This is a genomic window from Nodosilinea sp. LEGE 06152 (genome assembly GCF_015207525.1).
Classification (GTDB): Bacteria; Cyanobacteriota; Cyanobacteriia; order Phormidesmidales; family Phormidesmidaceae; genus Nodosilinea.
On record NZ_JADEWR010000019.1, the window covers coordinates 37920 to 62545 of the forward strand.

The 24626-nt window shown below is 56.9% G+C and carries 20 protein-coding genes; 16 read left to right on the plus strand and 4 right to left on the minus strand.

Annotated features, from left to right (window positions below; all coding sequences use genetic code 11):
• Positions 1–69 precede the first annotated feature (69 nt).
• Complete coding sequence (locus IQ265_RS22170) at positions 70–1941, plus strand: serine hydrolase (protein WP_194057636.1); 1872 nt, start codon at positions 70–72, stop codon at positions 1939–1941.
• Between the two features lie 128 nt (positions 1942–2069).
• Here IQ265_RS22170 and IQ265_RS22175 read toward each other — a convergent pair whose 3' ends face one another.
• From IQ265_RS22175 to IQ265_RS22185, 3 genes are all read right to left on the minus strand, one after another.
• Entirely contained in the window at positions 2070–2837 is a 768-nt protein-coding gene (locus IQ265_RS22175; RefSeq protein WP_194057638.1) for an SH3 domain-containing protein, read from the minus strand.
• A gap of 181 nt (positions 2838–3018) precedes the next feature.
• Positions 3019–3747, minus strand: coding sequence for a class I SAM-dependent methyltransferase (locus IQ265_RS22180; protein ID WP_194057640.1), 729 nt, complete (start codon positions 3745–3747; stop codon positions 3019–3021).
• Entirely contained in the window at positions 3744–3926 is a 183-nt protein-coding gene (locus IQ265_RS22185) for a hypothetical protein (protein WP_194057642.1), read from the minus strand. The genes IQ265_RS22180 and IQ265_RS22185 overlap by 4 nt, the downstream gene beginning before the upstream one ends.
• A 353-nt stretch (positions 3927–4279) precedes the next feature.
• Here IQ265_RS22185 and IQ265_RS22190 point away from each other — a divergent pair, with 353 nt between their 5' ends.
• The 11 genes from IQ265_RS22190 to IQ265_RS22240 all read left to right on the plus strand — a co-directional run bounded on the left by IQ265_RS22190 (position 4280) and on the right by IQ265_RS22240 (position 16819).
• On the plus strand, positions 4280–6814 hold the full coding sequence (locus IQ265_RS22190; RefSeq protein WP_194057644.1) for a mannose-1-phosphate guanyltransferase: 2535 nt from the start codon (positions 4280–4282) through the stop codon (positions 6812–6814).
• A complete protein-coding gene (locus tag IQ265_RS22195; protein ID WP_194057646.1) occupies positions 6811–7257 on the plus strand; it encodes a single-stranded DNA-binding protein in 447 nt (148 codons plus the stop codon). Before IQ265_RS22190 ends, IQ265_RS22195 begins: the two co-directional genes overlap by 4 nt.
• A gap of 519 nt (positions 7258–7776) precedes the next feature.
• Positions 7777–9750, plus strand: a complete 1974-nt coding sequence (locus tag IQ265_RS22200; RefSeq protein WP_194057648.1) for a glycoside hydrolase family 2 TIM barrel-domain containing protein — start codon at positions 7777–7779, stop codon at positions 9748–9750.
• On the plus strand, positions 9662–10762 hold the full coding sequence (galT, locus tag IQ265_RS22205; protein ID WP_194057650.1) for a galactose-1-phosphate uridylyltransferase: 1101 nt from the start codon (positions 9662–9664) through the stop codon (positions 10760–10762). Before IQ265_RS22200 ends, galT begins: the two co-directional genes overlap by 89 nt.
• 253 nt (positions 10763–11015) lie before the next feature.
• The gene (locus IQ265_RS22210; protein ID WP_194057652.1) at positions 11016–12119 is read left to right on the plus strand and encodes a M24 family metallopeptidase; all 1104 of its coding nucleotides are present in this window, start codon (positions 11016–11018) and stop codon (positions 12117–12119) included.
• A gap of 2 nt (positions 12120–12121) precedes the next feature.
• Entirely contained in the window at positions 12122–13180 is a 1059-nt protein-coding gene (gene galK / locus IQ265_RS22215; RefSeq protein ID WP_194057654.1) for a galactokinase, read from the plus strand.
• A gap of 42 nt (positions 13181–13222) precedes the next feature.
• Positions 13223–13447, plus strand: a complete 225-nt coding sequence (locus tag IQ265_RS22220; RefSeq protein ID WP_194057656.1) for a hypothetical protein — start codon at positions 13223–13225, stop codon at positions 13445–13447.
• Between the two features lie 65 nt (positions 13448–13512).
• A complete protein-coding gene (locus IQ265_RS22225) occupies positions 13513–14361 on the plus strand; it encodes an MBL fold metallo-hydrolase (protein ID WP_194057658.1) in 849 nt (282 codons plus the stop codon).
• A gap of 212 nt (positions 14362–14573) precedes the next feature.
• Positions 14574–15380: a phytanoyl-CoA dioxygenase family protein gene (locus IQ265_RS22230; protein ID WP_194057660.1), complete on the plus strand. Its 807-nt coding sequence runs from the start codon at positions 14574–14576 to the stop codon at positions 15378–15380.
• Between the two features lie 86 nt (positions 15381–15466).
• A complete protein-coding gene (locus IQ265_RS22235; protein ID WP_228038305.1) occupies positions 15467–16453 on the plus strand; it encodes a glycoside hydrolase family 43 protein in 987 nt (328 codons plus the stop codon).
• 27 nt (positions 16454–16480) lie between these two features.
• A complete protein-coding gene (locus tag IQ265_RS22240) occupies positions 16481–16819 on the plus strand; it encodes a signal peptidase I (protein WP_194057664.1) in 339 nt (112 codons plus the stop codon).
• A 121-nt stretch (positions 16820–16940) separates the two neighbouring features.
• On the opposite strand, the gene galE is transcribed toward IQ265_RS22240, so the two are convergent.
• The gene (galE, locus tag IQ265_RS22245) at positions 16941–17948 is read right to left on the minus strand and encodes a UDP-glucose 4-epimerase GalE (protein WP_194057666.1); all 1008 of its coding nucleotides are present in this window, start codon (positions 17946–17948) and stop codon (positions 16941–16943) included.
• Between the two features lie 1142 nt (positions 17949–19090).
• Here galE and IQ265_RS30710 point away from each other — a divergent pair.
• From IQ265_RS30710 to IQ265_RS22265, 4 genes are all read left to right on the plus strand, one after another.
• Positions 19091–20116: a glycosyltransferase gene (locus IQ265_RS30710; protein WP_347405003.1), complete on the plus strand. Its 1026-nt coding sequence runs from the start codon at positions 19091–19093 to the stop codon at positions 20114–20116.
• 23 nt (positions 20117–20139) lie between these two features.
• Positions 20140–21432 (plus strand): UDP-galactopyranose mutase, encoded by a 1293-nt coding sequence (gene glf / locus IQ265_RS22255; protein WP_194057669.1) that lies wholly within the window; start codon positions 20140–20142, stop codon positions 21430–21432.
• A gap of 60 nt (positions 21433–21492) precedes the next feature.
• Entirely contained in the window at positions 21493–23784 is a 2292-nt protein-coding gene (locus IQ265_RS22260) for a family 1 glycosylhydrolase (protein WP_194057671.1), read from the plus strand.
• A gap of 272 nt (positions 23785–24056) precedes the next feature.
• Complete coding sequence (locus IQ265_RS22265) at positions 24057–24521, plus strand: hypothetical protein (protein WP_194057673.1); 465 nt, start codon at positions 24057–24059, stop codon at positions 24519–24521.
• Positions 24522–24626: the final 105 nt, after the last annotated feature.

Sequence of the window (24626 nt, forward strand, 5' to 3'; positions counted from 1 at the left end):
AAGGATATAGAACAGCAGCGGCAGACGGGTGAAGGCACACAGGGCGTGAGTGAGTCAGAAGTGAGTCAGATGGCACAGTACGACGATCGCAATCCATTTTCGGCCCCCTCCGGGCGTCCCGAAACCAATTCTCCCTGGGGTGAGTCGGTCCCCGATCCTGGGGGCGGGCGCGGCGGGCTGCACCTGCCGGGCGAGGCGGATAGTGCTTGGGGCAGCGATCGCCTGCAGCGTCCGAACCCAGAGGCGCGGCGGCGCAACCAGTGGCGACAGCACCAGCAGCTCACCCCTGACTTTGGCGGTGCTTCCATCGAACCTGAACCAGTGCCAGTGCCAGTGCCCCGACCCTCAGCCCGCAACGCCTCGCTGCCCACCTTCAACCGTGGCCCCGTCTCGCCCCCTCAGCCACCGACTAGACCAGAGGGGTTTGGCCGCCAGCGACCACCGGCCCCACCCCGATCGCCCCAGCCCGGTGCCGCACCGCTGCAAATGCACCCCCACAGCATTCATCCCAGCACGCTTAACTCCGGCGGCATAGCCGTTCCCCCAGGCCAAGCTATCCTACCTCCGGGCGTATTACCTTCCAAAGTTACGCCTTTGCGACCTCAGTCCCGGCGCTGGTCGAAGACCGGCCCGCTGGGTCCGGCAACGGCAGCGGCCCAGGCGGCCCGCACGCTGGTGCCAGATCCTAGCCTTGCTCCTGAGTCGGGCGCTCCACCCGAGGGTGCGGCCCCCAGTCGGCGATCGCGGGCAGCCACGGCCCGACGGCGGCTGGCCAACCCACCCTTGCCCCTGCTCTACCTGATTCGACTAATTATTTTGGGCGTTGGGGTGGCGGCGATCGCAGGCACCCTGCTGTCGGTGCTCAGCCCCAGCAATGTGGCATCTCCGGGCAGTGCTACCCCCGCCCCGCGCGAGGCGACCCGACCCGCTGGGTCGCTAGTGCAGGGCGGGGCGGCAACCACCGTGGCTGACCTCAGACTCACCAGCGAGATTGCCCATCTCAAGGGCGAGCTAGAGAAATTGGCCACCCTTACGCCTGGCCTTACCCCCGTTGCCTTTGCTGTCGATCTCGACTCGGGCCAGTATGTCGACCTGGGCGGGGCTGAGCCAGTGGCGGCGGCTAGCACTATTAAAGTGCCGATTCTGGTTGCCTTTTTGCAGCAGGTCGACGCGGGCACTATGGCCCTCAACCAGTCTCTTATGCTGCAGGAGGAGTACATGGCTGGCGGCTCGGGCACCCTGCGCGGCGAGGCGGTGGGCAACGAATACACCGCTCTAGACGTGGCAACCCGTATGATTGTGGCCAGCGACAACACCGCTACCAACATGATGATTGCCGCCCTGGGGGGAATCGAGGCCCTCAACCAGACCTTTGCGGGCTGGGGGCTAGAGCACACGGTGCTGCGCAATCCCCTGCCCGACCTAGACGGCACCAATACGACTAGCGCCAAAGACATGGCGCTGATCATGGCCCTGATCGATCAGGGCGGACTGCTGACACCCCGATCGCGCGATCGCCTGCTCAGCATTATGCAGCGCACCGAAAATATTAGCCTGATTCCCTCCGGAATTGGCGACAAGTCGCTAACGGCCCACAAAACGGGTGATATCGGCGGCCTGCTCGGCGACGTTGCCCTTGTCGATGTCCCCAACGGCAAGCGCTACACCCTGGCACTGCTGGTGCAGCGCCCCACCAACGATGGCCGGGCCAGCGAACTCATTCGCCGCATGACCGAAACTGTACATGCTGAGATGGCCCAGCCCGTGGCCCCGGTAGGCAGCCCCAGCGTCACCCCCGTCGGCACCCCCGGCGCGGCTCCAATGGGTTCCCCCGACGCGACTGAAAATCCTTACACGATTGAAAACCCCGAGGCGGTGGAGCCAGTGGATATGAATCTGCCGGAGCGAGCACCCGCACGGGATGAGATTCCGCCCGGTTAGGTCGATAGATGGGGAGGGGAGGAAGGGGGAGTGCAAAGTTCAAAATTCAAAGTGCAAAGTGCAAAATTTTGCATTCCCAACTTTGAATTTTGCATTCATTCATCCCCTAGCCGCCCCGTCTCCCCATCTCAATACATAAACCGCTCGTGGCGAATCACGTCCTCATTCTCAAGCTGACTGTAGCTGCCGCTGGTGACCTGGTAAACAGCTAGATTGTCATCGCTGACGTGGTACTGATAGTTGCCGTTGATGGCAATATAGGTGCCCTGGTCCTGGCGCACGTCGGCGGTGGCCAGGGTTTCGTTGTTGGTTTTGTCAATGCCGATGTAGCTCAGACCCTGGGGAGTCTGGCACAGGTGAATCGCAAACGATTTGGTTTCAAAAAAGGCTTCGGGACGGCTGCCGTCGCCGCAGGGGCCAGTGCTAATTTCGGAGCCGGTGCCAACCCCAGAGCCAGGGGCCGGAGCCGCGCTGGCCACCTGCCCAGTTGTATCGATGAAGTCGCCGCGCACCCAGCCCTCCGCCTCAGACTGAGCAAACTTGACGTAGTACCAGCTAAAGCCGCCCTCACCCTCGGCCAGACGCAGCAGGGTAATTTGATCACCGCCGAGACCGTAGCCCTGGGCACTGGACTGAGTGGTGGGCTGCGATCGCAGATTGACCTGCGACCCCTCTCCCTGGGTCACCAGCTGAGCGGTGCGGGCGGGGTTGATCGGGGTCGAACGAAAGCCGCCGTCTTCCACGGTCTCGCCCAGTGCATCGTTAGAACCTGCGGTATCCTCACTCCCCTCGCTGGGTAGGGTAGCCTCCGCTGGCGCATTGGTATTGGCGCTGCGATCGCAGCCACCCAGGGCCAGCAGCAATACCCCCAAGCACAGCAGCATGGACGACTTCATAACTCCACTCCCAACCCCACATCGCCGCCAATAGTAGCGCAAAGCTTAAAAATGTGAAGCCCCAAAGCCACGAGTCGCGGGAAGCAAAAATTCTAACTATTCATCCAAGAACGCCACCTACCCGCCTACCCGCCTGCCCATCCACCCATCCACCCATCCACCCGCCTACCCATCCACCCATCTACCCATCCCACTTCACCTTAAACAGGCGAAACAACTCATAATCGCGGCTAGAGACTACCCGTGCCCCTTCGGTCTTCACCAGGGCAGGCCAGCGATCGAGGGCCTCCAGATACACTTCGGCCCCCAGATAGGTTTCGAGAATGGCCCAGGGTTCCGCTAGCTCGGCCTCGGGGTTGAGGGCATCAAAGAGAAACAGACCGCCGGGCTTGAGAATTTTTTTGACCTGCTGTAGCACCGTGGCCCAGTAGTCGGCGGGGTAATAGCAGCTCACGCCTGTAGCGATCGCCATATCAAACGAGTGCGGCTCATACTCTAGCCGGTGGGCAGGGCCCTGGGTGACCCCTTTAAACAGCTTGGAGTTAAGCTGTGGGCCTCGCGAGGTTAGGGCCTGACAGGCCACAGGGCTAATCTCATGACCGTGAAAGAGGGCCTCCCAGTCGCGCCAGGGATAGATCAAAAAGCTGATGCCGCAGCCAATGTCGAGACAGCGATCGCGCCTGCGGGGCTTGGCCGATTCCCAAAAGGGCGTCGAGATGCGGGGCGTCAGCGTACCCGCAATCCAGTCCTGAAACACCGGCATTTCTTCGACCTCGGGGGGCAGGTCAAAGGCTTTGCCGCTAAATTCGTGGTCGTAGCGTCGGGCCACAACCTGTAGCTGCGCTCCCCAGGGGGAGGGGTCGGCGGGCAGGCGGCCCCTCCCATCGTCTTTGGTCCCTGCGCCTTTCATCCCTTTAGGGCTCGGCTAAAGTTTTCGCGGTACGACTTGTTGAGGGCCAAAAACAGCGGCCATAGCAGGGTGAACTTCACCTTGCCCTCGGTAAAGTGGGTGCGATTAAACCCCGTCCAAAACTTAAAGGCCCCGCCGCCGTAGATGCCAGCCAGCAAAAGCGCGATCAATGTACTCATAGTCACTGCTCCTTTCTACCCGGGTCGCCTATGCTTCTACAATACCAACCTTGCTCTCGGTTGGTTGCCCGCCAAGGCCTCTATTTTCCTAGCGTTGACCTCTAAAGCTGGAGAAAACTCAGGCATACAGCGGCGCAAAACATATCCCACCTGCGGAAGAGATAGATTTGGTACATTTACTCTAATCTATCCTCGAGCAGGTCAATGCCGGGGTAAAGTAATAGATATATCCAAAGACGATATATCCGGAGGCAGAGCGATCTGTTCAATTCCACTCAATATTGATGAGCTGACGCCTCGCCATCGAGCGGGGTTCCCATCAGGAAGATGTTTTCAAGCAGGAAGGAGACAATATGCGTGCAGTGCTTATGGCTGGTGGTTCAGGGACTCGTCTACGGCCACTGACCTGTGACTTGCCCAAGCCAATGGTGCCAATTCTCAACCGCCCCATTGCTGAACACATTGTTAACCTGCTCAAGCGCAACGGCATTACCGAAATCATTGCGACCCTCCACTACCTGCCCGACGTGATGCGCAACTACTTTAGCGACGGGCGCGACTTTGGCGTGCAAATGACCTACGCCGTCGAAGAAGACCAACCCCTGGGCACGGCGGGCTGCGTTAAAAATATTTCTGACCTGCTAGACGACACATTTTTAGTCATTAGCGGCGACAGCGTGACCGACTTTGACCTCAAGGCGGCGATCGCGTTTCACAAGCAAAATGGCTCTAAGGCCACCCTGGTACTGACCCGAGTGCCCAACCCGATCGAGTTTGGGGTGGTTATTATCGACAACGAGGGGCGCATTCAGCGGTTTTTAGAAAAGCCCTCCACCAGCGAAATTTTTTCAGATACGGTCAACACCGGCACCTACATTCTCGAACCCGAAGTTCTCGACTATTTGCCCGTCAACGAAGAGTCCGACTTCTCCAAGGATCTGTTTCCGCTGCTGCTGGAGAAGGGCGAACCCATGTTTGGCTACGTTGCCGACGGCTACTGGTGCGATGTGGGCCACCTGGAAGCCTACCGCGAAGCGCAGTACGATGCCTTGCACCGCAAAGTTGTGGTCGATTATGCATACCGGGAAACATCTCCTGACGTTTGGATCGGTGAGAATACCCAGATAGATCCAACGGTTAAGATCAATCCGCCGGTGATAATTGGCAACAACTGCCGCATTGGCGCTCGTACGGTGCTCGAACCGGGCACCGTGATTGGCGACAATGTCACGATCGGCTGCGATGCCGACCTCAAGCGACCGATCGTTTGGAACGGTGCCATTGTGGGCGATGAGGCGCACCTGCGGGCCTGCTCCATCGCCCGAGGAGCGCGGGTCGATCGCCGCTCTCACGTGCTGGAGGGAGCGGTGATTGGCCCCCTGTCCACGGTGGGCGAAGAGGCGCAAATTAGCCCCGGCGTAAGGGTCTGGCCGAGTAAGCAAATCGAGTCAGGTGCAACGTTGAACATTAACCTTATCTGGGGCAACACCGCCCAGCGCAACCTATTTGGCCAGCGAGGGGTGGCCGGGCTAGCCAACATCGACATTACCCCCGAGTTCGCCGTCAAACTGGGGGCAGCCTACGGGTCTACCCTCAAGCCCGGCTCCCACGTTACGGTTTCGCGCGACCAGCGCAGCATTTCGCGGATGGTGTCGCGATCGCTGATTGCCGGCCTCATGTCGGTGGGTATCAATGTCCAAAACCTGGAGGCGACGGCAATTCCGGTGGCCCGCAGCGTGCTGGCTCAGATGGGAGTAGCCGGAGGCATTCACGTGCGCCTGCACCCCGCCCGCCCCGACTACGTGCTGATCGAGTTCTTCGACGAGCACGGCATCGACATTCCTAAGGGCAAAGAGAAGAAAATCGAGGGGGCCTACTTTAAAGAAGACCTCAGGCGATCGCCCATTCACGAAATTGGCACCGTCACCTACCCCACCGGAGTCGTCTCCACCTACATCACCGCCTTTGAGAAGCACCTCAACATCGAGGCCGTCACTAACAGCCAGGCCAAGATTGTCATCGACTACCTCTATGCAGTCTCCGGAGCCGTGCTGCCGCAGATTCTGGGCAAGTTCGACTGCGATGCGGTCGTGCTCAACGCTAGCCTGCGGCAGATGGCCCTCTCCAACGACGAGCGTGAAATCATGTTGGGGCAGCTGGGTCAGGTGGTGCAGGCGCTGCGGGCCACCTTTGGGGCGCAGGTCTCGGCCAACGGCGAGCAGCTGATCTTAGTCGATGAGGTCGGCACCACCATTCGCGGCGAGGTGCTCACCGCCCTGATGTCGCACATGATGCTGACCACCCACCCGCGCGGCACGATTGTGGTGCCCGTGCACACCTCCGGGGCGATCGAGCACATCGCCCGCCGCCACGACGGTCACGTCATTCGCACCAAAGCCAACCCCACCGCGCTAATGGAAGCCTGCCAAACCAACCCCAATGTGGTGCTCGGCGGCAGCGGCGAAATGGGCTTTATCTTCCCCGAGCTGCACCCTGGCTTCGATGCCATGTTCTGCATTGCCAAGCTGATTGAGCTGCTGACCATACAGGAGCGATCGCTGGAGCAAATCTGGTCAGAGCTGCCCCGTATGGCCTACCGCATGCAAACCCTGCGCTGCCCCTGGACCGTCAAGGGTGCCCTAATGCGTTACCTGGTCGAGGAGAACTCCCCCGAGCGGCTGGAGCTCATCGATGGCGTTAAAATTTTAGGTGACAACCCTGACGACTGGGTACTGGTGCTGCCCGATGCTGGCGAGCCGCTGGTGCACATCTACGGCAACAGCCAGAGCCGCGAGTGGCTTGACACCACCCTGGCTAAGTACCAGCAGTATGTGCAAAACTTCATCGAGAAAGAGCAGGGGATTATCAAGGAGACCGTGTTGCTATGAACAATTGCCTGCTAATGGCCGAGATCGTGCAGTCGCCCCAGCTGCGCTATACCTCTGACAATCAAACCCCCGTGGCCGAGTTTATGGTGCAGTTTCCGGGCCTTAAAGAAGGCGATCCGTCTTCTCAAATGAAGGTAGTGGGCTGGGGGAACTTAGCCCAAGACATTCAGGCCCAGTATCAGGCGGGCCAACGGGTGCTGCTAGAGGGGCGTCTGGCTATGAATGTGGTCGAGCGCCCCGAGGGCTACAAAGAAAAGCAGGTAGAAATGACCGTACAGCGCATCTACAGCGTAGGAGACCTGGGTACCATGCCCATGGCTCCCCCCGCTGCGGCCGCAGCCCCTGCCGCTACCCCCAGCCCCGCCGCCTCTCGACCGGCGAAAGCCAAAGCCCCCAGCGGCGCGGCCGAACCTGCTCCTAGCTATGACGACATTCCGTTCTAAGGAACATAAAAGGAGAAATGTAAAGCTGGTGCGTAAAACCACCAGCTAAAAGCAGTCTGTTCTATTGTTTAAACGATGGTTATGCCGGGCTCTGGCAACTCCCTGCCCAACTRAGCGTGCCCAAGGAGCAGAAAACGTTCTCGATTGGACTCATCCTGTTGAGAATCCGTACAGCGTTGACGGCTTTCTCAACAAGATCAGTGTCTACTGTAGGAAGGRCAGGTGGATGCGTTAGACTGCTTTGCCAAAGGGTAAACCAAGCTCTGCGCGGTGGTTTCGAGCTTAGTTAGAGACCTGTCGAGGCAGTAACCCCACTACTACTATCACTCAAGGAAAGGCTTGCTATCAGTTTTGGGCTGGCCTTGTTGGGCCTGCGGCAAGACGGCCTGCGTAGGGTTTCTTGGGGGTGGGATCAGGAATCAAACTTCAGGTCGTAGCGTTAAATACCTGCGATAATAGAGTTAGTTAAGAAGCCCTAAGAGGGCATCCTTAACAGAATAAGTTTGGTTAGACAGCCCCATGAAGTCCTTCGGTAAATGCCTCGAAGATGAATATCCCTGCGACTTAACGCCCCACCTTCAGTCGCAGGTAAGCTCAGCCTACCCCCGTCCTCAGCTACAGCGTTCTCAGTGGACTTCCCTGGATGGCACTTGGAAGTTTACCTACAACGACGACGGGCGCTACGCACGTCCCAGTGATGTTACAGCGTGGGACCAGAATATCGAAGTTCCCTTCGCTCCCGAATCTATCCGAAGTGGTATTCATGACCAGGGGTTTCACCCAAACTGCTGGTACGAGCGAGAGTTTGAGGCCTCGGCAGAGGGTAACCGCGTCCTGCTCCACTTTGGAGCCGTTGATTACCGGGCGCGGGTGTGGGTCAACGGCCAGTTCATGGTTGACCATGAGGGCGGGCACACCCCCTTTTCAATGGATATTACTTCCGTACTGCGCCCCGATGGTAAGCAGACGGTAACTCTCTGGGCAGAGGACGACCCCCACGACCTGGCAAAACCACGGGGTAAGCAGGACTGGCAGCTAGAACCCCACAGCATCTGGTATCCCCGGACCAGCGGTATTTGGCAAACGGTGTGGTTGGAAAAAGTTCCTACCACCTATATTGACCGCATCAAGTGGACCCCCCATTTTGAGCGCTGGGAGATTGGCTTTGAAGGGTTTGTCTCCGGCGACCTGCAGAAGGAAATGCACCTGAAGGTGCGGCTGACGGTGGGCCACCAGCTCCTGGTCAACGATATGTACGAGGTGCTGAACGGCGAAATTCACCGCCGCATTGCTCTCTCTGACCCCGGCATTGACGACTACCGCAACGAACTGCTGTGGAGCCCTGAGAAGCCGACGCTGATCGACGCCCAGATTCAGCTCTGGTGCCAGGGGCAGCTGGTGGATGAGGTGACTTCCTATACCGCTATGCGGACGGTGAATGTGCAGCGCGATCGCTTCATGCTCAACGGGCATCCCTACTACCTGCGGCTGGTGCTCGACCAGGGCTACTGGGAAGACACCCTGATGACCGCCCCCTCCGATGACGCCCTGCGCCGCGATGTGGAACTGGTGAAGCAAATGGGCTTCAACGGCGTGCGTAAGCACCAGAAAATTGAAGACCCTCGCTTCCTTTACTGGGCCGACGTGCTGGGGCTGCTGGTGTGGGAAGAAATGCCCAGCGCCTACCGCTTTAGCCCCAAGGCGGTCGAACGGCTGACCAAAGAGTGGACCGAGGTGATTGAGCGCGATGCCAGCCATCCCTGCATTGTGGTCTGGGTGCCCTTTAACGAGTCGTGGGGCGTACCTGACTTGACCGCCACTCCGGCCCACCGTCACTGTGTCCAGGCGCTGTATCACCTGACCAAAACCCTCGACCCCACTCGTCCGGTGATCGGAAATGACGGCTGGGAAAGCACGGCCACCGACATTTTGGCGATCCACGACTATGACACCCAATCCCATAGTTTGGCTAAACGCTATGGGCCTGAAGTGAAGCTGGCCGATCTGTTCGATCGCCAGCGCCCTGGCGGGCGGGTTCTGACTCTAGACGGCTACCCCCACCAGGGGCAACCGATCATGCTGACAGAGTTTGGCGGCATTGCCTGCACCAAACCCGACGAGCAGAACCATACCTGGGGATATGCACGCTCCGACAACGCGCTGGAGTTTCAGCGACAGTATGCGGCGCTGCTGAAAACGGTGAATCAGGTAGAGATTTTTAGCGGTTTCTGCTATACCCAGCTGACGGATACCTTTCAGGAGGCAAACGGGCTGTTATATATCGATCGCACGCCCAAATTCCCCATTGGGGCGATCGCATCTGCCACTTTGGGTAGGGGAATGGGAGAGGATGCCCCGTCTATGCTGCAGGAGTCTGCAAAAATAGCGCAGGCCAACATAGAACATGCATTCTCAGATTCTCTTGAAGCCAGATGGGCGCAACCTCACCCTGTACAGCCGGTTCCCCATTGCGGCGGGAATAACCGCACCTAGTCCGAGCAGCGATCCGGTCCAGGCCAACCCTCACCTCCGCTGGCATCCGCTGCGGGGGGAGTGGGTGGCCTACGCCAGCCATCGCCAGGGGCGGACCTTTATGCCGCCCCCAGAATACAATCCGCTGGCCCCCACCAAAGACCCGCAGTTTCCCACGGAGCTGCCCCAGGGCAACTACGACATTGCGGTGTTTGAAAATCGGTTTCCGTCGCTGATTCCATCAGCGGCGGATTCTCCGCGTGAAATTGTGGATACGGTGCCCGCCAATGGTGCTTGCGAGGTAGTGGTGTTTACCCAAAATCCGGAGGCGGCGCTGAGTTCGCTGCCGCTGGATCATATTGAATTGCTGTTTCAGGTGTGGGGCGATCGCACCCAGGCCATCAGTCAGCACTCCCAAATTCAATACGTGCTGCCCTTTGAGAACAAAGGGGTCGAGGTGGGGGTGACGCTACACCATCCCCACGGCCAAATTTATGCTTATCCCTTTGTGCCGCCGGTTCCGGCGCGGATGGGGGAGTGCCAGCGGGAGTACTATCAGCAGCACCAGCGAGGGCTGTTGCAGGATTTGATCCAGGCGGAGATTGAGGACAATCAGCGGATTTTGTATCGGGATGACTGGGCGATCGCCTTTGTTCCCGTGTGCGCTCGCTATCCCTATGAAGTGTGGATTGCCCCGATTCAACCTGTTGCCACATTTCAGGATTTGTCTCCCGACCAGCGGACGAGCCTAGCCAGAGCGCTCAAGACGGTGACCCTGAAATATGACGGCCTGTGGCAGCGGCCGTTTCCCTACCTGATGGCCTGGTTTCAGGCCCCGGTGAATGGGGCAGCGCACCCAGAATGGCACCTGCACGCCCAGTTTTATCCGCCCTATCGCACGTCGGATAGGCTCAAGTATTTAGCCGGCACAGAGCTGGCGGCGGGAATGTTTGCCAATGACGCGCTGCCGGAAGAAAAAGCCAAGGAATTACAGGCGGTTAACGTTGAGCTTGAGCAAATTGCGCATGTTTAATACTGAATCCTACCTGCCTACGCCCAGTTGGTAGGGGCATAGCACGCTACGCCCCTACGGGGTGCCTGTTTTGAATTCGGGGTTTCCCATGTCGGATTTTGTATAAGGAGATTTTCCCGAAAGAAGACACTAACTTCAACTCAGCAACTGTAGCCGCCGTAGAGTGGGCACTGCCCACCATTAGGGAAACTATTTTTCAGAAGTCGCCTAAGCAATGAATCACTATTGACCACTAAGCAGAGCAATTTTTGCCATGAATCGCTCAGAAGAAATTTCTGAAAAATTAGCCGTTCTGCGGCACACGCTCCAGGAGACGAACGCTGCCGGAATTCGCCTGCGGGGAACCGACTGGTTTGCCTGGGCAACGGCTGGGGGCTCGAATACCGTGCTGCTGGCCGCTGAAACAGGGGTCGCTGAAGTGCTGGTGACGCCCACCGATGCCTGGGTGCTAACCGATGAAATTGAAGCCCAGCGGCTCAAGGATGAAGAACTGCCGGAGGGTTCGCCCTACAAGCTTCAGGTCAATCCGTGGGCACAGGGTTCTGAGCGCCAAGCTTTTGTAGAGGAAGTGACCCAGGGCGGTCAGGTATTGAGCGATAGGCCATCGGGAGGCTCTACTGAAGCGGCCCTGCCTGCATCCCTCGTTCAGCATCGATGGGTCATGTTGCCCAGCGAGCTGGATCGCTATCGCGAAGTGGGACGGTTGGCCAGCGAAGCGATGACCGAGGTATTGACCCGAGCCCAACCCACTTGGACGGAAGATCAACTGGCGGGGGCAGGGGCAGAAGCGATGTGGGCTAGAGGGCTACATCCGGCGCTGACTCTGGCAGCGGGCGATCGCCGCCTACCCCTCTATCGCCATCCCCTGCCCAGCGGTGAAACCCTGGGGCGACAGGCGATGCTGGTGTTTTGTGCGCGGGGTCACGGGCTGATTGTGAGCCTGACTCGCTTTGTTTTCTTTGAGAAATTGTCTGAATCAGACCGGCAACGCCATCGCACCATTGCTGAGATTGAAGCCGTTGCCCTGGATCGCTGCCAGGTAGATACGCCGCTGAATGCCATCTTTCAGGCGTTGGCAACCGCCTACGAACAGCACGGCTACCCCAACGCAATTCGCGAACACCACCAGGGGGGAACCGCTGGCTATGGGGCACGGGAGGTGATCGCCACCGCCGAGACGGGCGATCGCCTGACTGCTCCCACGGCCCTGGCCTGGAACCCCAGCATTCCAGGGGCAAAGATTGAGGATACTTTTGTTTTGCACCCCGACAATCAGTTGGAGAATCTGAGTTTTGACCCTCAGTTTCCCCACCAGGAGATTGCCGGACGACTCCGAGCAATTCCCCTGGAGCGCTAATCATGGACTACAGGCAAATTTTCAATACCGCCCCCGAAGTTGAAGCCCGTGCCCCCGGACGAGTGAATTTGCTGGGTGAACACACCGACTACAACGATGGCTTTGTGCTGCCCACCGCCATTCCCCAACACACCACCGTTGCCATCGGCTTCAGCCCCGATGGTCGCCACCATTTCTATTCCGCCGAATTAGAGGAGCAGGTTGATCTCGACCCCGCTGGGGCCAATCCCGAAGGCTTTGCCAGCTACGTTGCTGGCTGCATTCGCGTTTTGGAAACGGCTGGGCATAGCATTCCACCCTTGAATATCTTCGTCACGTCGTCCGTACCCATCGGTTCCGGGCTATCCAGCAGCGCCGCGCTGGAAGTGGCCACCTTGAGGGGGTTGCGATCGCTCCTCCACCTCCCCTTAGACGATGTGCAAATTGCCCAATTCGGCCAGCAGGCGGAGATTCAGTATGCGGGGGTGAGCTGCGGCATTCTTGACCAGATGGCCTCTAGCCTAGCCGACACCGATCACATGCTGTTTCTCGATACCCGCACCCTCGATCGCCAGGTTTTGCCCTTCCCTACTGGTGCCGAAATTGTGGTGATCGACAGTGGCGTGGCGCGATCGCTCGCCACCAGCGGCTACAACCAGCGCCGCGCCGAGTGCGAAGCAGCAGCTAAGCAGCTGGGTGTTAAAGCCTTACGCGACATCACCGATCCCCAGCAGGCCGAGCAGTTACCTGACCCGCTGCGCCAGCGGGCTCGGCATGTGATCACTGAAAACAACCGGGTTTTGAAAGCCCTGGAAGGCATTACTGCCGAAGCCTTTGGGGAACTGATGAACGACTCCCACGCCAGCCTGCGGGATGACTATGAAGTTTCCGTCCCCGCCCTCGATGCCCTAGTAGATATTCTTCAAAACACCCCCGATGTCTTTGGTGCCCGCCTCACCGGGGCCGGATTTGGCGGGGCCTGCGTTGCCCTGGTTGCCAAAGGAAAAGGGGATGCGATCGCCCGCTCCACCCTCGAACAGTACAACCACACTGGACACAACGGTCGCATTCTGGTCGCCTAACTCCCAATCCCACCTCAGACCGTGTATTAAAGCTAATTTCCTATGAGTAGTGAATCGCCCCAAAACCCCTTAGAAACTCTACATTCATTCACAGAAGGAACCATAGAAGGAGCCATCAAAGAGGCCATCGAAGAAGCTCATCTGCTGCTCAATACTCTGGAGGATCAAATTAAATTGGGTTTCTTCACGGGGCCAGCCGCAACCGAAATCAAGCCATCCGACGAGCAACCATCGCCCCTCGAAGACGACAGCTTCCGAGCCGATTGACGCTGACTCTGCCAGCACTTTAGCCACTAACCGCTCAACCTTGTAACCAACCAGGAGAAAAGCTTATGCGCATTCATCACCTCAACTGTGGCTGCATGTGTCCCCTCGGCGGATCGCTCTTTGATGGCTTCAGTCGCGGCCTCACCGCCCACCTCGTCTGCCACTGTCTGCTGATAGAAACCGATCGCGAACTGGTGCTCATTGATACTGGCTTTGGCTTACAGGATGTTGAAGCTCCCTACTCGCGACTCAGCCCATTTTTCATTCATTTCAACAACATTCAGTTCGCTCGCAAATACACCGCCGTCGAGCAAATTCAGCGCCTCGGATTTTCTCCCAGCGATGTGCGTCATATAGTCTTGACCCACCTCGATTTTGACCATGCCGGTGGCCTAGAGGATTTCCCTGAAGCGACCGTGCACGTGATGCAGAGCGAGATGGAAACAGCCCGCGATCGCCGGGGTTTTATCGCCAGTCGGCGCTATCGCCCCAATCAGTGGGATGAGGTTAAGCAGTGGCAATACTACACAGCGGCAGGCGAGCCCTGGTTTGGCTTTGAGGCGGTTCGCGACTTGGCCGGATTGCCTCCAGAAATTCTGCTCATTCCTCTAGCGGGGCACACCCACGGCCATGCGGGAATTGCCATTCAAACCGCTGAGGGCTGGCTATTGCACGCTGGAGACGCCTATTTTTATCGGGATGAAATGAACCCATCGCAGCGGCGCTGCACACCGGGAATGCGCGCTTACCAGTGGATGATGGAAGTCGATCGCACCGCTCGGCTACAGAATCAGGATCGGCTATGGCAGTTGTCGTGCGACCAACCCAACGACGTGCGCCTTTTTTGTAGCCATGATGCCGTTGAATTGGACGCTTTCGCTCAATCTTCGTCTCCAGAATCTGCGTTGCGGTAGGAGCATCGCAGGCCATATCCCTACCGCCAGAATTGCTGGTAATAGGGTTGACGCAGAATAAATTGAGATTTTTGAAGAATCAGCAGAATCACAGGCATTCCGCCTCTACCAATGGGGAGAATAGAAATACATCGAGGGCTACATTTTGCTCTGCTTGTCGACCTTTAGCAGCACGATGTCATCCCTAACTCCCTCATTCAGCGGATTGCAAAATGGTTCAGAGCATTCAAGGAACAACGTTTAGCACGACCGATTTAGACCAACTTGCAGCAGACTTAAATCGAGACGGAATTTGCATCATTCGCGGATTATTCGATCGCGCCCTGATTGACGAATGGAAAGCCGCCTTTGATGCCCTATTTCACCAGCGGCAGCAACAGCCGGGCGGCGTTGCGCCCAGAGGCACCGCACGTGGCTACGTTACCCTGCCCTGGGTTGCTCCCTTTGCCAACCCTGACGTTTTTGCCAACCCAACCATTCTCGGCATCCTCGATCGCGTCTTTTACCAGGAATACAGGCTGGTGCAGCTGGCTGCCGATATTCCCATGCAGGGGTCGGAATATCAGGATATTCACCGCGACTTTCGCCCCCTGTTTTCTGACCAGATTGTGACCCCGCTCTACGCGCTGGCGGTCAACTTTCCCCTGGTGGAGGTCACGGCAGACAACGGCCCCTTTGAGATGGCGCGGGGTACCCACGTGATGTCTCGTGAAGAAGGGCTAGTCAAAGTTCGGGCGGGCGAAATTGCAATGGAGCAGTTTCACATGCAGCCGGGAGACGTGATGGTGCGATCGCCCCTGGCCCTGCACCGGGGCACCCCCAACCGCACGCCTGAACCTCGCCCCATGGTGGTGATGGGGTACGTCATGCACTGGCTTCACACCCACAAGGTAGATTTAACCCTGGAGCAAGACTATTACAATGGGCTATCGCCAGAGCAGCAGCAGTTGCTCCGGTGTAACACCGTAGAACGGCTGTCCGACAACGCTACGGAAACCTACGTAAAGTTCGAATATTAGTCGCGAGGGGTGCGAGGTTAGCGACCGAAGGAGGTGGTGGCTGAGCGCTACTTCCGATGGTCGCTAACCTTAGCCTCGGTTCAAGCATGGCTCCGCAAACCTATACCAATCCGGTTTACCCAGAGTATTTTGCCGATCCGTTTGTCTGGCAGTACCAGAGGATTTATTATGCGATCGGTACTGGGCCAGCGGAAGCGGCTGGAGAAGTGGATGAGCTGCACAAGCAGCGAGTCTTTCCACTACTGACATCTAAGGATTTGATCCAGTGGCAGCCTGCCGGAAATGCCTTAGTGCGCCCCGATCCCGCTTTGGGGGATAACTTTTGGGCACCGGAAGTGGCTTACCACGAAGGCATCTTCTATCTTTATTACTCCGTTGGACATGGAGATAAAAACCATCAGCTGCGGGTCGCCACCAGTATTGACCCCCTCGGGCCTTTTCAGGATTTCGGCGAGCCGTTAGTCGATCCCGATGCCTGTGCGTTTGCCATTGATCCCAGCCCGTTTCAGGATGACGATGGGCAGTGGTATCTCTTCTATTCCCAAGATTTTTTAGATACAGAAGCGGGGGTGCGGGCGGGCACGGCCCTGGTGGTCGATCGCCTTTCAACCATGACCACCCTTACCGGAGAACCCAGAGTCGTACTGCGGGCCAGGCACGATTGGCAGCGGTTTTTGGCCGATCGTCCCATGTATGGCGGCACCTACGATTGGCATACCCTAGAAGGCCCCTGCGTGCGCAAGCATGGCGATCGCTACTACTGCTTCTACAGCGGTGGCCGGTGGGAAACGGAGAGCTATGGCGTTGACTATGGCGTTGCCAATCACGTTCTGGGGCCATATTCAGACGCCGGGAATGAGCAAGGGCCACGGGTGCTGCGATCGCATCCCGGCTACGTTTTAGGCCCCGGCCACAACTCGATCGCCCTGCACCCTGACCAGGCTACGGAATACATGGTGTACCACGCCTGGGATCCAGCGATGACGGCACGACGGATGTGTGTCGATCGGCTGCTCTGGACCGCAGAAGGCCCTCGCTGTCATGGTCCAACCTGGACACCGCAAGGGATTTAAGAAATTGGCCTGAAACAGGGTATTGGGATGCTAACAAACGTAACCACGGGTAATGCCTACAGCGATGGGGAAGAACGGCGAGGATGGTTTGTGGGATCGTTTATCACCCCATCCATCAGCCCCCGCGCCACCTCGGCCGTGGAAGTGAAATGGGGTGTTCACAAGGCAGGCGACTGCCGCCCCGAATGGACAGATCCGGCTGAAACTACGACCCTCTCCGTTCTAATTAGCGGTCGCTTTTGCCTACAGTTTCCCGATGGTGAAACCGTGCTGGCATCCCAAGGAGACTATGCCCTCTGGCTACCCGGCATCGCCCATTTTTGGCGAGCAGAAGAAGACTCCGTAGTGCTGACCGTTCGATGGTAAGCGGACGAGGAGGCCCATTCCACCAGAGGATGGTCGTTCAAGCCCAGGTGGTGGGCAGTGCCCACCCTACAACGGCCATAGCTGCTGAATTAAAGCTGGTATCTTCTTTTCTGAAAATCACCTAAGGGCGATCGCTCCCGTGTCGTTTCTGGTGCCATTGCCAGGCATGGGTGAGAATTTTGTCGAGATCGGCATACTGGGGTTGCCAATTCAGAATGCTGCGAGCTTTGTCGCTGCTGCCAACCAGAATGGGTGGGTCACCGGGGCGGCGATCGCGCTCCACCACCTGAATCTCTCGCTGTGCCACCCGACGAGCCGCTTCAATCACTTCACGCACAGAAAAACCGCTGCCGTTGCCTAGATTAAATACATCGCTGTCACCACCGTTTTGCAGATATTGCAACCCCAAAACGTGGGCCTGGGCCAGATCCGCAACGTGAATATAGTCGCGGACGCAGGTGCCATCGGGCGTTGGATAATCTGTGCCGAAGATGGCGATGCTCTGCAACTTGCCCAGCGCCGCCAGCAGCACCAGGGGAATCAGATGAGTCTCCGGTGCGTGGTCTTCGCCCAATCGTCCTTCTGGGTCGGCTCCTGCCGCGTTGAAGTAGCGAAAGCGCACCGACTTTAGCCCATAGGCTGCGTCAAAATCGGCCAGCATCTGCTCCACCATTTGTTTGCTGGTGGCGTAGGGGCTCATGGGTGCTTGGGGATGGTCTTCGGTGATGGGCACAAACTTGGGCGTGCCATACAGCGCACAGGTAGACGAAAATACCAGTTGCTTTACCGAAGCCGCCACCATGGCCTCTAAAAGCGTTAGGGTTCCGGCCACATTGTTGCGGTAATACTTGCCGGGATCGGTGACCGATTCCCCTACGGCAATGTAGGCAGCAAAGTGCATGACGGCGGTGATGGGGTAGTTGGAAAAAAGGCGATCGAGGAAGGGGCGATCGCTAATATCGCCCACCACCACTTTTACCTGCAATTCCTGCTCCACCAGCTCCTGGTGCCCATTCGATAAGTTATCCAATACCAGTACGTCATACCCGGCCTGCTGCAAAGCCAGAGCGGCATGGCAGCCAATATACCCGGCCCCTCCCGTCACTAAAATCATCGATTGCTCAGGCATGGTACTTCCCACATTTTGAATGGCATTTTCAAGGATCGTTTGGAGATTATGTAACTCAAGAAATTATCTATTCGCTCCTAACGGTTGGGCCTTTTGAGAGCTAGGTGTATACGATTCGGATTTGCTACAACATGCGGATGTTTACGTTCACCCTTTACGTAGTAAAGGCTGCCAACAAGTTTCTGGACTTAACCCAACAGAGTAATAAAAAGTAGCTGCTTCTTCCTCTAACTCTAGAAGTAATTGCCTGGTTCAGTAGCCAATCGATCTGGGGCAAAGTAGGGAACGACAAGAGGTATTGAAGGCAAGGCTTTTTGACGGTTTTGCTGTCTCGATGAGCGATCGCACTTGAGCGAACGAGTCTGCCTCCCATTGGAAGCGAAAACCACGAGTCACTTTGCGAAAGACCGCGCTCTAGCAACTGCTGTAACCGTTGATCATCCAGCGCATCGCTTCAGCGCAGATAAATCACCAAACTTCCTGCAGGGGGCAACCTTCGTTGACCTGTTGGGGCCACTACCTCCCAAAAATGGCAGCTTAAATAACGTAGACACATTACTTTTGGTTTCCTAAACTTCTACCGAAAGAGATGCGCCTAATGGAAACAAACCCCCTAGTCTGAAGGGGTTAGCACTCACCAAAGATTTTCGGTGACATCTGAAGTGGCGGGTGAAAGTAAATAATTTTTCACAAAATTGATTGTCGTTTTAATGGTTGGCTTGAAAAGCATGGAGTTTTACCTAGGATTCCGTGTGTGTTTTAGCCCCAAAAAAACACAGTTTTGGAAACATTAGCCTGCTAAACCTGTAGTCGGGAGGTGAAAAATGTCGACCCATTATATTTCAGAGAGCTATTTTAACAAGAAAATGTCTGATAAGAATTCGATTGGTGATCAACCCTATGCAGAGCAAAACGATCTATCCATTGGGTTGAAGTGGCCTGAAGGTGCGAAATTAGAACCTCCAGTAGCTGGAGTACCAGACTTAATTTGCTTCTCCCATCTGCGGTGGGATTTTGTATACCAGCGGCCTCAACATCTGCTTAGCCGTTGTGCTCAGGCACGCCGCGTTTTTATCGTAGAGGAGCCGATAGTTGTTCCTGAGCAGGTCTCCTGGCTCGACATTAGCCGGCGTGAGAGTGGTGTGTGGATTGTTGTTCCTCACCTATCTGAGACATTGAGCGGTGAGCAGTTTATTCCTCAGCTGCAGTGTTTATTAGACAACCTGTTTGCAGAAGCTCAAATTCAAACGCCTATTCTCTGGTATTACACCCCGATGGCGGTACCCTTTACCCGTCATTTGCCGTCCTCCGCTGTAGTGTACGACTGCATGGACGAGCTTTCCGCCTTTAAAGGGGCTGATCCCCAACTGCAAGTCTGGGAAGCCCAGCTATTTAAGCTGGCCGATCTCGTATTTACGGGTGGACACAGCCTCTACGAAGCAAAACGGCACCAGCATTCGAGCGTTCACGCTTTCCCCAGCAGCATTGAGGCGGCTCACTTTGCCCAGGCTCGACGCGCCCTGCCAGAACCGACCGATCAGGCCGATATTCCCCATCCCCGTTTGGGATTTTACGGGGTGATCGACGAGCGCATGGATCTGGAATTGCTGGATGGAATTGCCCAGGCTCGGCCTGACTGGCACTTGGTCATGGTTGGTCCGGTCGTCAAGATCGATCCGGCATCCTTACCCCAGCATCCCAACATTCACTATTTAGGGGGTAAATCCTATCCAGAATTGCCCAGCTATTTAGCCGGTTGGGATGCGGCTCTGTTGCCCTTTGCCCGCAACGAATCGACCCGGTTCATTAGCCCCACTAAAACGCCCGAGTACCTGGCGGCTGGCAAACCCGTGGTGTCTACCTCGATTCGGGATGTGGTGCGACCCTACGGCGACGAGAACCTGGTTCACATTGCCGATACAGTGCCGGAGTTTGTGGAGGCGATCGCCGCCGCCCTCGACCAGGGTCGAACCCCTGCCGACTGGCTCGACCGAGTTGATGCCTTTCTGGCTCAAACCTCTTGGGATTTGACCTGGCAAGCCATGAATGACCGGATCGAGGAGGCGATCGCCGCCAATGCCCGCAAGACCACCCCTTCCACAACCACTTCGTCCAAGACCAAGTATCCAACGGCGATCGCAGCCAACCTAGACCAGCTAGCGATCTAATTTTCACCGCAAGGAGTAGCCCCATGTTCGACTATTTAATTGTTGGTGCTGGATTTGCTGGCAGTGTTTTAGCAGAGCGCTTAGCCAGTCAGCAGAATAAAAAAGTTCTGATTGTAGATACTCGTAACCACATTGGTGGTAATGCCTACGATCATTACAACGAAGACGGAATTTTGGTGCACAAATATGGCCCCCACATTTTTCACACCAACTCCCGCGACGTGTTTGAATATCTGTCGCTCTTTACCGAATGGCGACGCTACGAACACCGCGTACTCGCCAGCGTAGATGGTCAACTGGTCCCGATCCCCATCAATTTAGACACCATCAATAAGCTGTACGGCTTGAACCTAACCGCCTTTGAGGTTGAGGAATTTCTAGCTTCCCTGGCTGAGCCTAAAGACTATATTCGCACCTCCGAAGATGTGGTGGTGAGCAAGGTGGGGCGAGAGCTATACGAAAAGTTCTTCCGCAACTACACTCGCAAACAGTGGGGCATTGATCCCTCCGAGCTGGATAAATCGGTGACCGCCCGTGTCCCCACCCGCACCAATCGGGACGATCGCTACTTCACCGATACCTACCAGGCCATGCCGCTCCACGGCTACACCCGTATGTTCGATCAGATGTTGACGCATCCCAACATCAACATCATGCTCAACACCGATTATCGGGAAATTCAGAACATCATTCCCTACAAGGAAATGATTTACACCGGCCCGGTGGATGGCTTCTTTGATTACTGCTACGGCAAGCTGCCCTATCGCTCCCTTGAGTTCAAGCATGAAACTCTGAATGAGGACGTGCATCAGCCCCAGGCCGTGATCAACTATCCCAACGAACACCTCTACACCCGAGTCACCGAGTTCAAATACTTGACCGGGCAGGAACATTCTAAAACCAGTATTGTTTACGAATATCCCCAGGCCGAGGGCGACCCTTACTATCCGGTACCGCGCCCCGAAAATGCCGAACTCTACAAGCAGTACAAAGCCTTAGCCGATGCCGAACCGGGGGTTCACTTTGTCGGACGACTCGCCACCTACAAGTACTACAACATGGATCAGGTGGTGGCTCAGGCGTTGGCACTCTACGCCCAACTGGCCGATCGCCCAACCTGGCACCCAAGGGAAGACCTGCCGGCGAAGCAACCCGTCACCCCAATATCTAACGGGTCCAATGGGTCCAATGGGTCCAATGGGTCCAATGGGTCCAATGGCAATCGCTCCTTCACAGCTGCTTCCAGCAATGGCTCCGGCCGTTCGGCTACTCCCGTGGCGGCAGGCAAAGCCGAACAAAACGGTAAGTCCCATTAACCACGTTGGCCCCTTGAGCCAAATGCCCATTAAACGCCAATTAAATAAGGTGAGCGAGTGATGAGTGCAAACCAGGTTTCGCCCCAGCTAGAACTGTGGGGTGGGGTTGAATGTACCGTTAACCGGGTGGGCGATCGCTACTTTGATCAGCTCCAGCGCAACGGTCACGACACCCGCATAGAAGACCTCGACTGCTTTGCCGACTTAGGTATCCAGGCCATTCGCTACCCTGTCCTGTGGGAACGCACAGCCCCCAACGGCCCCAAGCAGGCCGATTGGGGCTGGGCCGACCAGCGATTGACCTACCTAGACAATCTCGGCATTCGCCCGATTGTGGGCCTGGTGCACCACGGCAGCGGCCCGCCCCACACCAGCTTGCTAGACCCGGAGTTTGCGACTGGCCTGGCGCAGTTTGCCCAGGCCGTGGCCAGCCGCTATCCCTGGCTGGAGTATTACACCCCCGTCAACGAACCCCTGACTACCGCCCGGTTCAGCGGGCTCTACGGGCACTGGTACCCCCATGCCCAGGATGATCGCAGCTTTCTTCAAGCTTTGATCAATCAGTGTCGCGCTGTGGCGCTATCCATGCAGGCCATTCGCCGCATTAATCCGGCGGCGAAGCTGGTGCAGACCGAAGACTTGGGCAAGACGTTTGGTACGCCGCTGTTGAGCTATCAAATTGCCTTTGAAAACGTGCGGCGATGGCTATCCTTTGATCTGCTCTGCGGCCGAATAGACCAAACCCATGAACTATGGGGCTATTTGCGCCAAAACGGAGTCGATGAATCAGACCTAGCCTGGTTTCTCGACCATCCCTGCCCGCCCGATATTTTTGGCATTAACCGCTATCTAACCAGCGATCGCTTTCTGGATGAACGGCTCGATCGCTACCCGCCCCACACCCACGGCGGCAACGGTAAGCATGCCTACGCCGATGTGGAAGCGGTGCGCGTTTGCAGCGATGGGATTTGCCCCGTCGATACCCTGCTAAAGGAGGTTTGGGAACGCTACCAGCGCCCGATCGCCATTACCGAGGTGCACCTGGGCTGCACCCGCGAGGAGCAACTGCGCTGGTTCAAAGAAATTTGGGATGCGGCCCAACAGCTCCGCCAGGATGGGGTAGACCTGCGGGCCGTCACCGCCTGGTCACTCCTGGGAGCCTACGACTGGAACAGCCTCGTCACCCGCGACGAGTGCTTTTACGAACCGGGCGTGTTTGACGTGCGCCCGCCCTGCAGCAGCATTCTGCGATCGCCCCAGCCCCGCTCCACTGCGATCGCCACCATGCTGCGTCACCTCTCCAAAGGCGAACCCTACAACCACCCGCTGCTGGAAGTCCCCGGCTGGTGGCAACGGAGCGATCGCCTGCTCTATCCACCCGTGGCCTGCGGCCATACCTCAGAAGAGACCATAAACCCAGTGAAGTTAGCCTATGAGACAGCAGGTATAGAGCAAAAGGAAACTCATCCACTCATCCACCCATCCACCCCTTCACCCCTTCACCCATCCACCCTGCTGATCGCCGGAGCGACCGGCACCCTCGGTCAAGCCTTTGCCCGCATCTGTGAGCTGCGGGGCATTCCCTACCACCTGCTAAACCGCCAGGAGATGGACATTACCAACTCGACTATGGTTGAGCAGGTGCTGAATGACCTGCGGCCCTGGGCGGTGGTTAACGCAGCAGGCTACGTACGGGTTGACGATGCCGAGCGGGAGTTTGACCTGTGCCTGAGCATTAATGCCGACGGAGCCGCAGTTTTGGCGAAGCACTGTGCGCAGCGCGATATTGGGCTGATCACCTTTTCCTCGGATTTGGTGTTTGATGGCGATCGCCAGCAGCCCTACCTGGAAAGCGACCCCGTCGCGCCGCTAAACGTCTACGGCCACAGCAAAGCCCAGGCGGAACGGCGGGTGTTGCACCACCACCCTAGTTCTTTAGTCATTCGCACCAGTGCGTTCTTTGGCCCCTGGGATGACTACAACTTCTTGACCATTGCCCTGCGCACCCTGAAGGCCGGACAGCCCTTTTTAGCGGCAGAAGATGCGATCGTGTCTCCCACCTATGTGCCCGACCTGGTGCATGCCAGCCTCGACCTGCTGATCGATGGCGAGCAGGGCATTTGGCACCTGGCCAATCCAGGGGCGATCGCCTGGGTCGACCTGGCCCGCCAGACGGCGCAGCTAGCCGGACTGGATACCGCCGCCGTTCAACCCTGCTCTATCGACAGCTTTGGCTATGCGGCACCCCGCCCCGCCTACAGCGTACTCAGCAGCGAACGGGGGGTTTTGCTGCCCGATCTGGATCGGGCGATCGCTCAGTATTTGCGTGAGTGCGATCGGGTTCGCGTTTAGAGACAGCAGATTCTTCTGGGGCAAGACAAAGGCTTTTGTCGATTCTTCACCGCTCTGAAACCCGTTGCCAAACAGGGCCAAGCCTTCTTTTTCGTAACACTCAAAACCTTGAGATTTTTAGTGTTACGTTACTTCATAAAACCGGGTTTTAGGAGCAATACATTATTTAACACTTTTCTGCCGCGAGAACGCGTCCTATACCTCTTAAAGCAGTCGTCATTAAGGGCAGGTAACGCTACTTTGAAAGACATCAATTAGGAAAAAAGAGGCGAGTGGTGATTAAAACTAGCACCCAAATGAAGCATCATCCGTCAATTACAAGAACTAAAGACCACCTGTTCAGCACCTCTGATTTAGTTTATTTTTCCCACTTGCGGTGGGAACGGCTTCGCCAGCGATCGCGACGTACCCTGGGTGATTATGCTCAAAAACGGCGGGTATTTTTTGTTGAAGAACCTATTTATGAATTTATTGATTCGTGGTGGATTGATGTCAATCAGAAAGAGCGGGATGTATGGGTCGTTGTGCCCCACGTGCTCGATTGGGTGAATGACGATTTGCGTCAGGCCATGTACCAGAGCTTGGTGGACGAGCTATTTGAACAATATGCGATCGCTGCCCCAACGCTCTGGTACTCCACGCCGTCTGCTCCACCCTTAAGCCACCATCTAAAGTTTTCTGCCGTCATACACAACAGCACGAATGAGCTATTGACGGCCCAATCCACCTTGCCGTAGATCTAAACTCACGTTCCACATCCTGAGCTGGGGGTTAGGAGGCGCTCAAATCAAATCTCCCAGGTTCGCTGGGCTAGGAATTGCCCTAAAGGTATGAACCTAACA

Excerpts from the sequence above, each read along its gene's own strand:
- IQ265_RS22170 (WP_194057636.1), top strand. The coding sequence starts at position 70 with ATGGCACAGTACGACGATCGCAATCCATTTTCGGCCCCCTCCGGGCGT.
- IQ265_RS22175 (WP_194057638.1), bottom strand. The coding sequence starts at position 2,837 with ATGAAGTCGTCCATGCTGCTGTGCTTGGGGGTATTGCTGCTGGCCCTG.
- IQ265_RS22180 (WP_194057640.1), bottom strand. The coding sequence starts at position 3,747 with ATGAAAGGCGCAGGGACCAAAGACGATGGGAGGGGCCGCCTGCCCGCC.
- IQ265_RS22185 (WP_194057642.1), bottom strand. The coding sequence starts at position 3,926 with ATGAGTACATTGATCGCGCTTTTGCTGGCTGGCATCTACGGCGGCGGG.
- IQ265_RS22190 (WP_194057644.1), top strand. The coding sequence starts at position 4,280 with ATGCGTGCAGTGCTTATGGCTGGTGGTTCAGGGACTCGTCTACGGCCA.
- IQ265_RS22195 (WP_194057646.1), top strand. The coding sequence starts at position 6,811 with ATGAACAATTGCCTGCTAATGGCCGAGATCGTGCAGTCGCCCCAGCTG.
- IQ265_RS22200 (WP_194057648.1), top strand. The coding sequence starts at position 7,777 with ATGAAGTCCTTCGGTAAATGCCTCGAAGATGAATATCCCTGCGACTTA.
- galT (WP_194057650.1), top strand. The coding sequence starts at position 9,662 with ATGCATTCTCAGATTCTCTTGAAGCCAGATGGGCGCAACCTCACCCTG.
- IQ265_RS22210 (WP_194057652.1), top strand. The coding sequence starts at position 11,016 with ATGAATCGCTCAGAAGAAATTTCTGAAAAATTAGCCGTTCTGCGGCAC.
- galK (WP_194057654.1), top strand. The coding sequence starts at position 12,122 with ATGGACTACAGGCAAATTTTCAATACCGCCCCCGAAGTTGAAGCCCGT.
- IQ265_RS22220 (WP_194057656.1), top strand. The coding sequence starts at position 13,223 with ATGAGTAGTGAATCGCCCCAAAACCCCTTAGAAACTCTACATTCATTC.
- IQ265_RS22225 (WP_194057658.1), top strand. The coding sequence starts at position 13,513 with ATGCGCATTCATCACCTCAACTGTGGCTGCATGTGTCCCCTCGGCGGA.
- IQ265_RS22230 (WP_194057660.1), top strand. The coding sequence starts at position 14,574 with ATGGTTCAGAGCATTCAAGGAACAACGTTTAGCACGACCGATTTAGAC.
- IQ265_RS22235 (WP_228038305.1), top strand. The coding sequence starts at position 15,467 with ATGGCTCCGCAAACCTATACCAATCCGGTTTACCCAGAGTATTTTGCC.
- IQ265_RS22240 (WP_194057664.1), top strand. The coding sequence starts at position 16,481 with ATGCTAACAAACGTAACCACGGGTAATGCCTACAGCGATGGGGAAGAA.
- galE (WP_194057666.1), bottom strand. The coding sequence starts at position 17,948 with ATGCCTGAGCAATCGATGATTTTAGTGACGGGAGGGGCCGGGTATATT.
- glf (WP_194057669.1), top strand. The coding sequence starts at position 20,140 with ATGTTCGACTATTTAATTGTTGGTGCTGGATTTGCTGGCAGTGTTTTA.
- IQ265_RS22260 (WP_194057671.1), top strand. The coding sequence starts at position 21,493 with ATGAGTGCAAACCAGGTTTCGCCCCAGCTAGAACTGTGGGGTGGGGTT.